This window comes from Campylobacter sp. IFREMER_LSEM_CL1085 (assembly GCF_025772235.1).
Lineage (GTDB): Bacteria > Campylobacterota > Campylobacteria > Campylobacterales > Campylobacteraceae > Campylobacter_D > Campylobacter_D lari_D.
Genome location: NZ_JAKMRU010000026.1, coordinates 1 through 14,884, shown reverse-complemented (window position 1 = coordinate 14,884; position 14,884 = coordinate 1). Strand labels below are relative to the sequence as shown.

The window sequence follows — 14,884 nt, the reverse complement described above, 5'->3', positions numbered from 1 at the left end:
TCAAGATACTTTTTGCAAATGAAAAGGATATTGTTAATGTTTGTTAATACTTGTCACGGCTTGGTAGATACCAAAGTAGAATATCGAGATAAACCTGCATTAGAAGAGGCGATTGCTAAACAGCAAGAAGATACAAAAAAAGTAGAAGCTGAAGCTAAAAAAGAAGAACAAAGTAATTCTACAAATGCTGATAATCAAGCAAATACTAGCAAAAAAGATCAGCTTTTAGATATATCTGCTTAATCTTAATATTAGGGCAGTGGGTTTTGTCCATCTTCTGTGCTACGCACTCAGACAGCCCCCGCACCCCAATTATCGCAAATCATAGCACCTTAACAGGTGCGATTTGCTAAAGCACCAAAAAGGAAAACTATCTATTAAACCCAAACCCTCTATCGTTTCTTTTAGTTTTTGCTTGTTCAAAAGAATTTTCAAAAGCTCTTTGATATTTAAGCTCTTTTTCTATTCTTTCGGCTTTTAATGGAAATATTTCTTTTAACTGCTCCACGCTTAAATTTTTTTTCGCACCATCTGCCTATTTCTTTTAGTCGAGTTTCTAATCTTTCATTATTTGTCTTGTGTGTTTCAAACAAAGTTCTTAAAGTATCTCTATCATCTTTGACTTTATCCACTTAATATTTCACTATCTCCTATCACATAGACTTTTGTGAAAATCCATCCCCTGCTTTTTTAAATATATAAAAACGCATACGCGCGAGAAAAAACAAAAAAAGTTGAGTAATTTTTTCAATATTTAAGCAAATTTTGTTTTTTTCTCTTATTTAATATTAAATTAATTTTTTGACTTTTATAATTATTCATATATCAAAAATAATCATAAAAAGGCTCAAAAATAATGAAAAAAATTATCTTAGGTTTAGCAGTTATTGCTTCATTATCTAGCGTTGCTTTAGCTTTAAATCATAGTTATCATAGCAAGAAAAATTTTAATAATTCACAACAACAAGATGGAATTTTAACTTGTGAAAATTTTCATAATTGCCAGACAATACATCAGCCTATTTATCAGCATCAAGCTTGTGATAAATTAGGTATTTGTATAAATCACTAAAGGATAATGATGGGATTAGTATATTCTCAATGTTGTAATCAAGTTATTGATACAAGCTTGCGTTATACAGCAAAACCACTATTAAAACTTGAAGAAGCTAAATTTGAACAAGAAAAAAAAGTTGAGAATGATAATACAAAAAAAGTAGAAGCTGAAGCTAAAAAAGAAGAACAAAGCAATTCTACAAATACAGATAAAGCAGACAATAAAAAAGATCAGCTTTTAGATATATCTGTTTAATCTTAATATTAAGCGGCAGACTTTGTCCGTGCTCCGTGCTACGCACTCAGACAGCCCCCGCACCCATTTTAGCACAAAACATATGGCACCTATAAGGTGTATTTTATTTAGAGAAGAAAAGGTGCTTCTTTTGAAAACCTTATCTTGCTTCTTCTCTTCTTCATCACGGTGATTGCTATTTAATGGCATTAAAAGCTGTATTTTTAAAAGTGTTTAAAAAAGATTTTCTAAATCATTCATTTGTGTAGTTTCTTTGATATTTACAACCGCACTCCATTTATAGTTTTTTTACTTAAAAATTTTATCCTATAAGTTTGATATATTTTTCATAGCATTATTTATGATTTCATTTTTTAACGCAATTGTTTGTTTAAAATAACTAAGTGATGAAAATCTTTATTATGTTGGATTTGTATAAAATTGGATTTTAAAATTAATACTATATATTTATCTCATTGTCATGTTTATCTATAATTATTTTAAAATAATTGATAATTTTTTCAGGATTTTTATTCCATTTCTTCAAATGTTTAAAAATCAAAACTGCTATATTTATTTTAAGCTTCATTGTAGTTGGTTTTAACAAGACCAAATCAGTGATTTACATATAAATATGGCTTAGTTATATCAATCAAGTGATGAAGAAGATCATATTTTTAAAAAAAGAAAGAATTTTACTTGTAGTTCATACTATATAGAAGGCAGTACGGCTTACATTATTTCAACATCAAACTTAATCAATATTTTTTAAAGATTATTGCAGTGGTTAGATGTTTATTATCTTTAATATTCAAGAAGAGTATAAAATAAATTTTATTTCATGTTATCAACTTAGAAAACAAGAGTATAATTTATTCTTATATCATTTAATGACTCATAAAAAAAGAGAGAGTAATCATTAATAAATCTTGATTATTATTACAATAACATAATAATTGCTACAATATACCTTAGAATAATTATACAAAATATTTTAAAATTAATTTCTTATACTTATTTTGTATTGCTTCAATGTGAAGATTAAAAACATCAAGATAAAATATTATCACACAAGTTCGAACACATTTGGCACTTTCTTAGTTAATAAAACTACTATCTTTTATTTACCAATCAAGAAATATTTGATTAATAAAACTAACTAAGGAATATTTATCCAAACAGATTATCTATTTAGATGTATAAAAGGATTTGCTAAATTAAGAGAATATAGTTATATTTTTGAAATAAAACATAAAATAATAGAACAAAGAATAAAAATTATATCTTTCATAAGCATCATGGTTTAAAAGCTACTTTAGAAGCTTTTAATATAGATAAAAAGATACTTTTTAGAAAACAAGAAATTTATCACAAAAATAATGATAATTTAAATACCCTAAATACAAAATACACTAAAGTAAAAAATATAAGAAGTTCTTTTGATTTGGAAATTACTTTAAATATTAAAAGACTTAGGCATATTTATATAAATTTAGATAAAGAAAGATTGTATTATTTTTTAAAGCCTACCTCCTAGTGTTTCCACCATAGGAAGAATCATCTCTAAAGATAAAATGAGAATAACACTTACAAGAATTAATTATCTAGGCCAAAATAAAAGCTACAAGAGAAAGTTAAAAATAGATAACTAAAAAAATCTTAAAACAACTCCTATGAATACTTGGGCAATAGATACTATAAAATATGTCAATAATAAAATAAAATATATACTTACTATGATAGATTTAGTTACAAGAATTGATTATACTGTAGCTTTATCTCCTAAAAAGACAAGATATACTAGCATATCTTAAAAGTTTTGTTATTATCTTAAAAACTAATAATCCTCATAAAAGAATTTAGTATACTCACAGATAATGGCTGTGAATTTAAAAAACTATGAATGTTTTATTTAAAGAACTTAACACTACTCATTATTGTACTTATCTAAAGAATCTTAGAATGAATATTCATAATGAAATATTTAATAAAACCTTAAAAGAAGCATTTGCTAATCATTATAAAGATTTATTATTTATAGATCTTAAAGAATTTAATCAAGAAACGATTAAGTAGTTAGCAGCTTATAATACTATCTTGTTATATCCAGCTTTAAAATATAAAGTCTCCTCATTTGCTCTTCATCAATTAAGAAATATTTTTATTTGTTAGACTTTAAATCAATATTGTTTTTCTTGCACTCTAAAAATTTTAATACATTACCTATTTAACAAAAAATATCATTTTTTTACATTTTTACAATAAAATACAAAGCATGTGCAATATTAATTAATAAATCATACGCCTATTAAACTCGCCATTTATTCTTGTTAAATATATTTTATCTATTTTATTCTTTGTATTGTATTTTTAAAATTTCAATAATTTTAGAAATTTTAAATTAATTTGATTTCAATATTGCTAAAAAATATCTGTTGAAATAGATTATAAATTATTTTTATATAATGGTTGCGAAGGGGAGATTTGAACTCCCGACCTTCGGGTTATGAGCCCGACGAGCTAACCACTGCTCTACTTCGCGGCATCATATGAAGTGGATGGGGTAAAGGGATTCGAACCCCTGAATGACAGGACCAAAACCTGTTGCCTTACCGCTTGGCGATACCCCAATAGAAATTTTTTATTTAAATTAAAAGTGATATTATATATTATTTTTTATACAATGTCAAGAAAAATGCTATAATATTTTTAAAATATTTTCAAGGAATGATTTTATGGGATATATAAGTATAGAACAAGCTATAAAAGAACTTCAAGATGGTAAAATGTTAGTAATGGTGGATGCAGAAGATAGGGAAAATGAAGGGGATTTGATTTTCCCTGCACAATTTAGCTCACAAGAAAAAGTAAATTTTACCATCACTCACGCAAGAGGTGTGGTATGTGTAGCATTAAGTGAGAACTTAGCTAAAAAATTTGAACTACCTTTAATGGTACCTAAAAACACATCAAATCACGAAACAGCTTTTACCATCACTGTCGATGCAAAAAATGCAACAACAGGAGTAAGTGCCTACGAAAGAGATATGACTATACAAATTTTTGCTGATGATAATGCAAAGGCGAGTGATTTTGTGCGTCCTGGACATATTAATCCTTTGATAGCAAAAAAAGGTGGAGTTTTAGAAAGAACGGGCCATACAGAAGGAACAGTGGATTTATGTCGTTTGGCAGGATTAAAAGAAGCATGCGTAATATGTGAAATTGTTAAAGATAATGGAGATATGGCTAGAAGAAGCGATTTGCTTGAGTTTTGCAAAAAACATAATATTAATATGATTACTATTTCAGATTTAATCGAGTATCGTTTAAAAAATGAAAGTTTGATTTCTTTAATTAAAGAAGAAGAAAGTATTTTAGCAGGTTTTAAAGCTAAAAAAATGACTTTTAAAGATCACAATGAAAATGAACACATAGCTTTTAGTTTTGGCACTTTGAAAGAATGCGAGAATGTTAAATTTTATCTTAGTGGAAGCGACTTTGAGCTTCTAACTTCTAATAAATTTAATGAATTATTAAAACAAATTGAATTTTTAAGTCAAAAAGGTGGTGTAATCATTTTCATGAAAAATGAAAAACAAGAAAACATACAATTTAAAAATTATGGCATAGGAGCGCAAATTTTAAGGTATTTAAAAATTTCAAAAATCAAACTTCTAAGTCAAAATACCGATAAAGAATTTATAGGCTTAAAAGGCTTTGGGCTTGATATTACAAGCAGTGATTTTAAAGCTTAAATTCTAAAAACTTAAACTTATCGCCAAAGTTAAACATCAAATTTTTACTTTGGTTGATAAAGTTTTTATAAATTTGGAGGTTAATATTTTTAACTTGCTCGATAATTTCTTCTAAGCCAAAATCAATTAAAGCTTGATTTTGATTTTTATATTCTAACACCTCAAAGCCCTCTTCTTTTAAAACTTGTAAAAAATGATCAAAATTTACATTATATGTAATATCGCTTTTAGCAAAAAAATCTTTTAAGTTTTCTTCAAAAAGATTATACACTTGGTGATTTTTATACATTCTAATACTAATTTTTTCTTCTTTTTTTGCATAATCAAAACATGCAAAAGTTAGTTTTTCACAGGTTTGTTTTAATTTGGATAAAAAGGGTTTATAAGAAATACAAAGCTCGCTATTAGTGATAGAATATTTTTCACATTCTTTTAAAAGATCTTCATTCATAGCTTTAAAAACAATGTTTAAATCATCATCAACATATGCCATTGTTCTATCTTTTATAAGCTCACACGCAAAACAATCAAATAATTCATTAGCGTAAAAAAAGGCGTTTTTAAAATGACATTCTTCTAAAGAATTATAAATTTTTACATCCAAATCATACTCATCAAAAAGTTTTTTTTGAACACATTTTAATTTTTCATGTGGCTCTACGATAAAACACTCAATCTGCTCTAAAATATCAGCCCTAAGAGTGTATAGAGCTTGTATAAAATCAAGCATTAAATGCCCTTCATTTGCCCCTATTTCTACAACTTCAACCGGTAAAATTAGCTTTTTATCATCTATAAGTTTTAAAAAATGATTAGCTAAGAGTGTTCCAAACAGATTTCCCACGCTAACTGCGGTATAAAAATCTCCATTTTTACCAACACTCACAGCTTGGGAGTAATATTTATCAATCCAATTTTGAAAAAACTCACTAAAAGCTATCATTATAAAGCATTAAATTTGACTATAAAATCAAGTGGATCAACTTGCACACCATTAACTAAAATTCCAAAATGCAAATGTGGCCCTGTAACCCTACCGCTAGCTCCACTCAAACCTATAAGCTCACCCTTTTTTACCTTTTGTCCTACTTTTACATTAAGTTTTGATAGATGATAATACTGAGAATAAATCCCATATCCATGATCAATTACCACTGAATTTCCTGCATAATAACGATTTGAAGCAATCCTTACAATACCATCATTGCTAGCATAAATTTTTGTCCCACTTGCTGCTCTAAAATCAGTTCCGCTATGATAACTTTTAAGAGTATCATTAAACAATCTTGCTTTTCCAAAAGCACTTGTAATTTTACTTTCTAAAGGGTATGTAAAATTGCCTTCAAATAAAGCCATATTGGTATAAGTATTATAAACCTTAATAGCTTCTTGATATTCTTTGCTAATGCGATCAAGTGTTTCTTTAGGTGGATTAACCTTAGAAGCACTAACTTTTAAAAATTCTTTTTTATAGTTTCCTTCGCTAAATTTTATGTTAATTTCTTCTTTGGAATTATCTTTAAATTCAGCTATTAATTTTCTATCTTTAGGATTTTTATAAGGTATGGCTATACTAACAATGACTTTATTTTTATACTCAAAAAAAGGAAGTTTTTTAGAATTTGAGCTAATTTGTAAAAAATTATTTTTATCAAATTCTAAAAAAATTACTTGCCCTTTTACAAGCTCAATCTCTCTAGCTTCTAATGCAAATACCAAAAAACAAAGTAAAAAAAGAATTTTTCTCATACACTAAGCTCTTTAATATCAGCTATTTTTAAAAACTCACGATAAATTGCACATACTAAAGCTTGACGATTGTTTTTAATATTTTCATCTTTGTCATTAATCATTACTTTATCAAAAAAAGCATCAATTTGTGGTTTTAGTGCAAAAAGGCTTTCTAAAAGCTCTTGGGTGTTATTTTCTTTTGTTTTACACTGCATAAAAGCTTGGTATAAATCTTTTTCCTCTTGAGTGTTAAACAAATTTTCATTAATTTGAACTTCACTTAATATTGCAATATTTGCCAAGCGCTTAAAAGTAGCAAAATTTTGACTAAAATCTGCCTTATTTGCACTTTGTATTAAAGCTTTAATACAAGAATCAATATAAATAACATCATAAGTTTTAGAGCTAAGCACAGCTTTAACAAAAGAAGCATTAACCTCATAAAAAGTATATAAACGCTCTAAGATAAAGTCTAGTAAAATTTTCAAATCAAAGCTTTTATATTCACTAGCTATTACTTCTAAAAATATCTTAAGATCAAAATTTTTATTTAAAGCTAGAATAATTTTTAAAACACCATTTGCTGCTCTTCTTAAAGCATAAGGATCTTTTGTACCACTTGGGATTTTCCCCATTGAAAAAAGCCCCATGAGTGTATCAAATTTATAAGCTAAAGCTACAATAGAACTAAATTCATTACTTGGCATAGCTAAATTATCGCCATTTGGAAGATATTGTTCTTTAATCGCCAAAGCAAGCTCATCGCTCATACCCATAGCTTTAGCATAATAAGATCCCATAATACCTTGAAGATCAGTAAATTCATACACCATTTGAGTGCTTAGATCAGCTTTTGAGTATTCTATGGCTTTTAAGATTTCATCTTTTTGAGTATTAGCAAAAACTTCACAAAGCTTAGTAGCGATTTTTTGCTCTCTAATGATTTTATCTTTTAAGCTTCCAAGTCCTTCAAGATATACCATTTGACTTATTTTATCATTATTTAAGCCCTGTGCTAAGTCATTTTTCCAAAAAAACATCGCATCGCTCAATCTTGCTCTTAAAACCCTTTCATTTCCATTAATGATTTTAGAATAATCTTTACAAACCGCATTAGAAACTACGATAAAATGATTGCTTAAAGTATTGTTTTTAAATACTGCAAAATAGCGTTGATTTTCTCTCATAGAAGTAATTATCACTTCGCTTGGGATTTCTAAATACTCTTTTTCAAAATGCCCTAATAATGCCTTTGGATACTCTGTGATAGCTACAACTTCAGCTAAAAGCTCATCATCTTCTGCAATAGTAATATCATTTTCTTTTTCAAGTGTCTTTAACTGCTCAATAATAAGCTTTTTTCTTTGTTCTTGATCTAAAATAATATAATTTTGCTCTAGAGTTTTAAGATACTCATCAATATTTGAAAAAGGTATTAAATCATAACTAACACTTCTATGAACAAAAGTGCTTTTTGCGCTTTTAACGCCATAGCTTTCAAATTCAATCAATTCATCATTTAAAATACAACAAAGCGAGCGAATAGCTCTGATAAATTCAAAGCTACCATCACCCCATCTCATAGTTTTACCAAAACTCAAGCTTTTTAAAAAAGCCTCGATCATTTGAGCTAAAACCACCTTGCTTTGCAAGCCTTGTACTTGTTTTTGACAATACAATACTTCTTTACCCTTAATTTCTTTAAATTCAAGCTCTTCTTCTTTTAAACCACTTTTTTCTAAAAAACTAAGCCCTGCTTGAGTAAGCTTTCCATCTTTATAAGCTATCGCCCTAGGTGCACCTATAAATTCCACAAAAGAATCATCTTGTTTTTCTTTAAAATTTTCATGAATAAAAACTAATCTTCTAGGAGTATAGAAAAATTTAAATTCAGATTCTAAATGATACTCTTGTAAAATCTTTTCCCATTTTTTAGTAATATTTGGAAGTTCTTTTAATAAAGGAATAGCAGGAAGTTCTTCTGTACCTATTTCTATTAACAATTTCATTTTACACTCTTTTTTAAAAATTTTTTAGTGTATTTTACCTATTTTTTTTAAAATCTTTCTTTGTTTTTAATTTTTCTTCTCTTTGTTTGGCTTTTTCTTGCATTTGGCGGTTAAAGCCAAACACAAGAAAAACCATAAAAGCTACAAACAAAGCAATAATAATATAATCTATCATTAGTCCCAACACTCTGCGTTTTTAATACCAAGCTTTGAAGCACTAAACACTGGATCTCTACCTTGTCTTTTTTGCTCGCTAAAATCTTTTAATACCTTTTTCACTATACCACCAAGCAATAAAATAGAAATGATATTAATCGTAGCCATAAACGCCATAGTAGTATCAGCTAAATCCCACGCAAATTTTAAATCCATATTTGCACCAATAAAAATCATAAGCACGGCACTTGCTTTAAAAAGATTAATAATAATAGGATTTTGAGTAAGGTATTTAATATTTGCTTGAGCATAATAATAATTTCCTATCAAAGAAGTAATAGCAAATAAAACTATACTAATAGTAGTGAAATGTACACCTAGATTTCCATAATATTCTTTCATGGATTCTTGCACTAAAGGTAGTGCTGTTAAAATAGGCTTACCGTCTACACCAATATTATTAGCATAAGCAAGTGAAAATAATACCAAAAATCCTGAACTTGTACAAATAATCACATCAATTAACACAGAAAATGCTTGAATAACCCCTTGTTTTGCAGGGTGAGTTGTAAGAGCTGAAGCTGCTGCATTTGGTGCTGAACCCATACCTGCTTCATTAGAAAATAATCCTCTTTTTATACCTATAACTAAAGCAGAACCTGCAAATCCACCAAAAATAGCTTCAAAATCAAAAGCACTTTTAAAAATCATAGAAAACACTTCAGGAATTTTATCAAAATTCATAAACATCGCTATAATAGATAAACCAACATAAATCATCGCCATAATAGGAACGATAACCGAACTTACTTTACCTATTTTAGTATGATCACCAAAAAACATATAAGCAGCAAAAATAGCCAAAATAGCCCCTATTACAATAGGCCACCAACTTTGCGAAAAACTTACTTCACTAGCATCAACCATACCTTTATAATAAAACTCAAATGCTGAAGTCATAGTTTGACTTTGAAGTCCATTAAATCCATAAGCATAAGTAATGATTAAAATCACCGCAAAAACAGCTCCAAGCCATTTTAAATTTAAAGCTTTACTAATATAATAAGCAGGGCCACCTTTAAAACTTTTTCCATCACGACTTTTATAAACTTGTGCTAAAGTGCTTTCTGCAAAAGCTGAAGCGCCACCAAAAAATGCCATAGCCCACATCCAAAACAAAGCGCCAGGTCCGCCCAAAACAACTGCTACTGCAATACCTGCAATATTTCCTATACCAACTCTTGAAGCTGTTGAAATCATCAAAGCCTGAAAAGGAGTAATATGGTGTTTTTCATGTTTTTCTTGCTTTTCTGTCAAAATGTCAAACACATAAGGAAGCATTCGAAATTGCACAAAACCTGTCAAATAACTATAATAAAACCCTACAATAATAAGCAAAATAACCAAAATGGAATAATACTGATTATTTACAAAGCCAACAAATTGGGATATTAAATCCATATTTATCTCCTTTTTATAATTTAATCGAGTGTAAATTTATCATAAAAAAATGAATTTGCTACAAAAAAATATAATTTTATATTAATTTTATTTTATTTTTTACAGCTATGTGAAAATTTAACTCACGATATTTACCAAAAAAACACATAAAAATGCTTTTAAGTAAAAAGAAAACTTAATTTTTATACACTTAGTTTTTTTAAAATTTTATAAGGTGTTTAAATTGAAACAAAATACGATGAAAATTTTTGTATTTTTTGCCATTATTGTTTTTTGGGCTTATTTTTCATTTCCTATTGAAATTTTACAAGTTAAAGATCAAAATGGCTTAGCTACAGGAGAATATGCTTATACTATAGAAGCCAAAGCTTATGTTCATAGTTACTTCACAACACTTGGTTTAACAGTAGGTGGAATTTTAATAGGAATAGCACTTGGTTTTTTCCTAGCATTTTTAAGATTTTTAGAAATCCAAAGTTTAAATTTCATCATAGATGAATACATAGACATTATACGCGGAACCCCTCTGCTTTTACAGCTTTTGATTTTTTCAGTAGTGATTTTTGCTACTTGGAGTGATAATTTTTATGTAGCTATTATTGCACTTGGACTTAATAGTTCTGCTTATGTAGCTGAAATCGTAAGAAGTGGAATTCAAAGTGTAGACAAAGGACAAATGGAAGCATCAAGAGCAATGGGACTTAATTATTCTGCTTCTATGAGACTAATCATCTTTCCGCAAGCGATTAAAAATATCTTACCTTCTTTAATGAATGAATTTATTTCTTTATTTAAAGAAACTTCAATAGTGGGCTATATTAGCGTTATGGATATTACCATGCAAAGTAAAAGCTTACAAGCAATTTATTACAACCCTAAACCTATTATTTTTACAGGACTTGTATATTATGTAAGCGTTAAAATTTTAACACTAATTGCAAGATTTATAGAAATGAGATTAAACAAACATGATTAAAATAGAAAATTTGATTAAAAAATATGGAGATTTGGAAGTTTTAAAAGATATTAGTGTTGAAGTGCATAAAGGCGATATTATTGCTATTATAGGGCCTAGTGGAGGTGGAAAAAGTACTTTTTTACGCTGTTTAAATAAACTTGAAACACCAGATAGTGGTAATATTTATATCAATAATATCAATATACTTGATAAAAAAACAGATATCAATAAAATTCGACAAAAAGTAAGCATGGTATTTCAACATTTTAATCTTTTTAATAATAAAAATGTTTTGGAAAATTTATGCCTAGCGCCAGTACAAACAAAAATCATGGGTAAAGATGAAGCAGTAAAAAAAGCACGAGAATTACTCAAAAAAGTTGGCTTAAGTGATAAAGAAAATTATTTTCCTCATAAGCTTTCAGGTGGACAAAAACAGCGTATTGCCATAGCAAGATCATTAATGATGAATCCTGATGTGATTTTATTTGATGAGCCAACTTCAGCTTTAGATCCTGAAATGATAGGTGAAGTTTTAAATATCATGAAAGAAGTAGCTAAAGAAGGTCTAACCATGCTTGTAGTTACACATGAAATGGGATTTGCAAGAAATGTAGCTAATCGAATTTTCTTTATGGATAAAGGCATTATAGCAGTAGATGAATGTCCTAAAATAGCTTTTGAAAACCCAAAAAATGAAAGATTGAAAGAATTTTTAAATCAAGTTTTAAATCATTAAAATTTTTCAAAAGAGGCAAAATTTTGCCTCAAAGCTTCATAACTCACTATGCCTACACTTGTAGCTAAATTTAAACTTCTACCACAATCTTTCATCGGTATAGTAATGGCATTTTCCCATTTTTTTTGCATTAAATCCATAGGTAAGCCAAAACTTTCACTTCCAAAAAATAAAAAATCACCTTTTTGATAATTTACATCAAAATAAGCTTGAGTAGTTTTAGTTGTCGCAAAGAAAAATCTATCTTGAAATTTTTCATACTCTTTTAAAAAATCTTCTAAATTATCCCATAAAAAAGGATTTAATTTTTTCCAATAATCAAGTCCTGCTCTTTTAACTGCCTTTTCATCAATACTAAAAAGCGGATTGACAATATGTAAAGCAAAACCTGCATTAAAACACATTCTGCCTATACTTCCTGTATTTTGTGGTATGCGAGGCTCAACTAAGACTATATGAAACATCTTTTTCCTTGAAATGGTGTCCCCAGCAAGGTTTGAACTATGCTATAAAATAGCTTATTTATAGATATTTTATACCAAAAATTCACAAATAGGTATAAAATGGGTATAATTTGCTAAGAACATATATTTTTTATTTTCCAAAAGATACTTTAAAATATATTAGACAAAACTTAATTATCTAAATTATATCTCAACATCTTTTTCATTTAAAATATCTAAGGTGTCAAAACTATACCAGTTTTCATTTAGTAGATTTTTAGTTACCATTTCAACATCTTCCTTTGAAGCCTCTCCAAAAAAAACATGCTCATCAATATCACTATTTTCATCTAAAGGCAAACTAGCTTCTTTTAAATTAGAGCTTAAAAATATATCACTAATATAACCTATAATATCTGAAGATGTAGCATCTTTATTAATTAAAACATCAACTATAGGGGTTTGATTAGAAATTGCACTATTAATATCAACTCCTATTTTATATCCAGCACTTACCAATCCTGCAACAGCTAAAACCAATTTTAAAACTTTATTTATTTTAGCTAAAGAACTTCCATTATCTACTATGCCTAAAAAACTTAATGCGTCTATAACACCTCCAAGCGTACTAAGTGCGATTGTTATATTTGTTATAATTGTAGCCGAAGCTCCGCCTATCATACCACCTAAAGCCCCACCTATAACTCCACCTGTATAAAAACTAATAAAAACAATCACAGCAGAAACAACAGGAGCTATTATAAACTCCCACCATTCCTTATCTTCTTTCACATAAAGATCATACATACTATCCCATAAAATAAACCATCTATCTTTTCTTCCATAAGGCATATTGCTTTCATTATTATAACAAGGCATCAATGAGATATTTTTATAAAAAAAACTACTCCGACTTCTCAAAACAACAGGCTCTTGATAAGCTATATTATTTAAATTAGAAAGAAATGCTAGAGGGTGAAATATATCGCCTAATTTAGAAACATTGATGTTATTGTTAAATGCACTTAAAAAATCAATATTAGATATTTTTTCAGGTACAATAAATACATTTTTATTTAATCTCAAGAACTCATCATAATATGGTCTTAAATTGTAATATCTACCATCTTCACTCTCTACTAAACTTGGCTTAAATTTGTCTTTATCCGGTAAAATAAAATTAGGTTTTATAAGCTCGTTATTAATTATATTAGATTTTACAAAAATATATTTTGGCTTCTCAAATATTAATATATATTTTCCAGCATCTTTGTCATAAACTTTACCAACAAGCAATAAAGCATTATAAAAACCGTGCAACTTATCAAAAGTTATTCTATTATATAAATAATAAAAATTCTTTAACTCTTCTTTGTATTTTAAAAGATAGCTAGGGTTTGTAACAACATTTTTTCCATGAAAATCAAAACTAAACAAGCTTAAATTTTGTCTTTTCCTTATAATTTGACAAGTATCATGATATATTCCACTTTTATCTCCAGGGTCTCCTCTATACCACTCATAAGGGTTTTGACCTACAAAAAACTGATTTAACCCCAAATCCCCACTATTATGGTAATTATATGGAGCTCTAGAAGGACTTTTAATATCATAAAAATCAATTCCATAGGAATTTAGGAAGAGCGGGTGATAAATTCTTGTTTTTACAGCCCTACCTTTTCTTATTAATTGTTTATGCAAAAGCTCTACATATTTATGTACAAAGGTAGTTCCGTATAAAAACCAAGCTTGATAGCATTCTACATATCCTATGTCATTTGCATTCTGTGGATATTTAGCTCTTAAAAAATATTTTGGAGTTCTATATTTTTTATCAATCATTTATCTATATTTTCAATTTTTTCTTTTACCCAAGATTCCAACTCTTTTGGTATTTCAAGCCCACCTGCGCTTAGCCCAAAACTATATCCTTGTGCAACTTTTGCCGCTTCTATTCTTAACATATCATCTATTTGTTCTCGTTGTCTATCTATGAGTGCGGGTTTTTTCTTTTCAGTTTCTATTTGTGCTTGTATAAGTTTTATTTTCTCGCTATTAAGTTCGTTTTCATCGCCTTGCAAAATCATCCCCAATGCTGTCGTTTGACTTTGTGCTACTATACTTTGTCCTACTAAAGATAGCGCATTTGCTAAAGTTTTAAACTGCTCTTCGTTTTTAATAACATCATTTTTTATGCTATCATCTAATATCTTTTTTAATTCTCCAAATGGGGATTTTTCCGCCAAGCTTAACTCTAAAATTTCGGGATATATTTTTTTAAATTGATTTAATCTTTGCTCATAATTCATCATTCAACTCCTTAATTTTATCTATATTG

Annotated in this window: 15 protein-coding genes, 2 tRNA genes and 1 pseudogene; 7 read left to right on the top strand and 11 right to left on the bottom strand. The window is 28.1% G+C overall.

Features of this window, described 5'->3' with window-relative positions:
• A pseudogene (locus tag L8W56_RS08330) lies at window positions 1-243 on the top strand (hypothetical protein); the annotation flags it as partial.
• A 206-nt stretch (window positions 244-449) separates the two neighbouring features.
• On the opposite strand, the gene L8W56_RS08325 reads toward L8W56_RS08330, so the two are convergent.
• Entirely contained in the window at window positions 450-632 is a 183-nt protein-coding gene (locus L8W56_RS08325) for a hypothetical protein (RefSeq protein WP_263659980.1), read from the bottom strand.
• A gap of 224 nt (window positions 633-856) precedes the next feature.
• Between L8W56_RS08325 and L8W56_RS08320 the strand changes: the two genes are divergently transcribed.
• From L8W56_RS08320 to L8W56_RS08310, 3 genes are all read left to right on the top strand, one after another.
• Complete coding sequence (locus tag L8W56_RS08320) at window positions 857-1,072, top strand: hypothetical protein (protein ID WP_263659979.1); 216 nt, start codon at window positions 857-859, stop codon at window positions 1,070-1,072.
• Between the two features lie 9 nt (window positions 1,073-1,081).
• Window positions 1,082-1,312 carry a hypothetical protein gene (locus L8W56_RS08315; protein ID WP_263659978.1) on the top strand — a complete coding sequence of 77 codons (231 nt, stop codon included), beginning with the start codon at window positions 1,082-1,084 and terminating at the stop codon, window positions 1,310-1,312.
• A gap of 1,652 nt (window positions 1,313-2,964) precedes the next feature.
• Window positions 2,965-3,105 (top strand): hypothetical protein, encoded by a 141-nt coding sequence (locus L8W56_RS08310; protein WP_263659977.1) that lies wholly within the window; start codon window positions 2,965-2,967, stop codon window positions 3,103-3,105.
• A gap of 652 nt (window positions 3,106-3,757) precedes the next feature.
• Here L8W56_RS08310 and L8W56_RS08305 read toward each other — a convergent pair.
• Together L8W56_RS08305 and L8W56_RS08300 are read right to left on the bottom strand one after the other, a co-directional pair.
• A tRNA-Met gene (locus L8W56_RS08305) sits at window positions 3,758-3,833 on the bottom strand.
• Window positions 3,834-3,846: 13 nt separating this feature from the next.
• A tRNA-Gln gene (locus tag L8W56_RS08300) sits at window positions 3,847-3,921 on the bottom strand.
• A 105-nt stretch (window positions 3,922-4,026) separates the two neighbouring features.
• Here L8W56_RS08300 and L8W56_RS08295 point away from each other — a divergent pair.
• On the top strand, window positions 4,027-5,049 hold the full coding sequence (locus L8W56_RS08295; protein ID WP_220566773.1) for a bifunctional 3,4-dihydroxy-2-butanone 4-phosphate synthase/GTP cyclohydrolase II: 1,023 nt from the start codon (window positions 4,027-4,029) through the stop codon (window positions 5,047-5,049).
• On the opposite strand, the gene L8W56_RS08290 is transcribed toward L8W56_RS08295, so the two are convergent.
• From L8W56_RS08290 to L8W56_RS08270, 5 genes are read right to left on the bottom strand one after another with little or no spacing between them, the layout of a single operon-like run.
• Window positions 5,039-5,989, bottom strand: a complete 951-nt coding sequence (locus tag L8W56_RS08290) for an SAM-dependent methyltransferase (RefSeq protein ID WP_318529480.1) — start codon at window positions 5,987-5,989, stop codon at window positions 5,039-5,041. The genes L8W56_RS08295 and L8W56_RS08290 overlap by 11 nt on opposite strands.
• A 2-nt stretch (window positions 5,990-5,991) precedes the next feature.
• On the bottom strand, window positions 5,992-6,798 hold the full coding sequence (locus L8W56_RS08285; RefSeq protein WP_263659975.1) for a M23 family metallopeptidase: 807 nt from the start codon (window positions 6,796-6,798) through the stop codon (window positions 5,992-5,994).
• Window positions 6,795-8,789 (bottom strand): glycine--tRNA ligase subunit beta, encoded by a 1,995-nt coding sequence (gene glyS / locus L8W56_RS08280; protein WP_263659974.1) that lies wholly within the window; start codon window positions 8,787-8,789, stop codon window positions 6,795-6,797. Before glyS ends, L8W56_RS08285 begins: the two co-directional genes overlap by 4 nt.
• Before the next feature lie 34 nt (window positions 8,790-8,823).
• Window positions 8,824-8,964, bottom strand: a complete 141-nt coding sequence (locus L8W56_RS08275; RefSeq protein WP_087685579.1) for a hypothetical protein — start codon at window positions 8,962-8,964, stop codon at window positions 8,824-8,826.
• Window positions 8,964-10,406, bottom strand: coding sequence for an alanine/glycine:cation symporter family protein (locus L8W56_RS08270; protein ID WP_263659973.1), 1,443 nt, complete (start codon window positions 10,404-10,406; stop codon window positions 8,964-8,966). Before L8W56_RS08270 ends, L8W56_RS08275 begins: the two co-directional genes overlap by 1 nt.
• 223 nt (window positions 10,407-10,629) lie before the next feature.
• Between L8W56_RS08270 and L8W56_RS08265 the strand changes: the two genes are divergently transcribed.
• Both L8W56_RS08265 and L8W56_RS08260 read left to right on the top strand, forming a co-directional pair.
• Complete coding sequence (locus L8W56_RS08265) at window positions 10,630-11,382, top strand: amino acid ABC transporter permease (protein WP_133319270.1); 753 nt, start codon at window positions 10,630-10,632, stop codon at window positions 11,380-11,382.
• Window positions 11,375-12,103: an amino acid ABC transporter ATP-binding protein gene (locus L8W56_RS08260; RefSeq protein ID WP_263659972.1), complete on the top strand. Its 729-nt coding sequence runs from the start codon at window positions 11,375-11,377 to the stop codon at window positions 12,101-12,103. Before L8W56_RS08265 ends, L8W56_RS08260 begins: the two co-directional genes overlap by 8 nt.
• On the opposite strand, the gene L8W56_RS08255 is transcribed toward L8W56_RS08260, so the two are convergent.
• The 3 genes from L8W56_RS08255 to L8W56_RS08245 form a co-directional block, all read right to left on the bottom strand.
• The gene (locus tag L8W56_RS08255) at window positions 12,100-12,567 is read right to left on the bottom strand and encodes a tRNA (cytidine(34)-2'-O)-methyltransferase (protein ID WP_263659971.1); all 468 of its coding nucleotides are present in this window, start codon (window positions 12,565-12,567) and stop codon (window positions 12,100-12,102) included. The two genes, L8W56_RS08260 and L8W56_RS08255, sit on opposite strands and share 4 nt — an antisense overlap.
• 183 nt (window positions 12,568-12,750) lie before the next feature.
• Window positions 12,751-14,388, bottom strand: coding sequence for a hypothetical protein (locus tag L8W56_RS08250; protein WP_263659970.1), 1,638 nt, complete (start codon window positions 14,386-14,388; stop codon window positions 12,751-12,753).
• On the bottom strand, window positions 14,385-14,858 hold the full coding sequence (locus L8W56_RS08245; RefSeq protein ID WP_039625790.1) for a hypothetical protein: 474 nt from the start codon (window positions 14,856-14,858) through the stop codon (window positions 14,385-14,387). The genes L8W56_RS08250 and L8W56_RS08245 overlap by 4 nt, the downstream gene beginning before the upstream one ends.
• Window positions 14,859-14,884 lie beyond the last annotated feature (26 nt).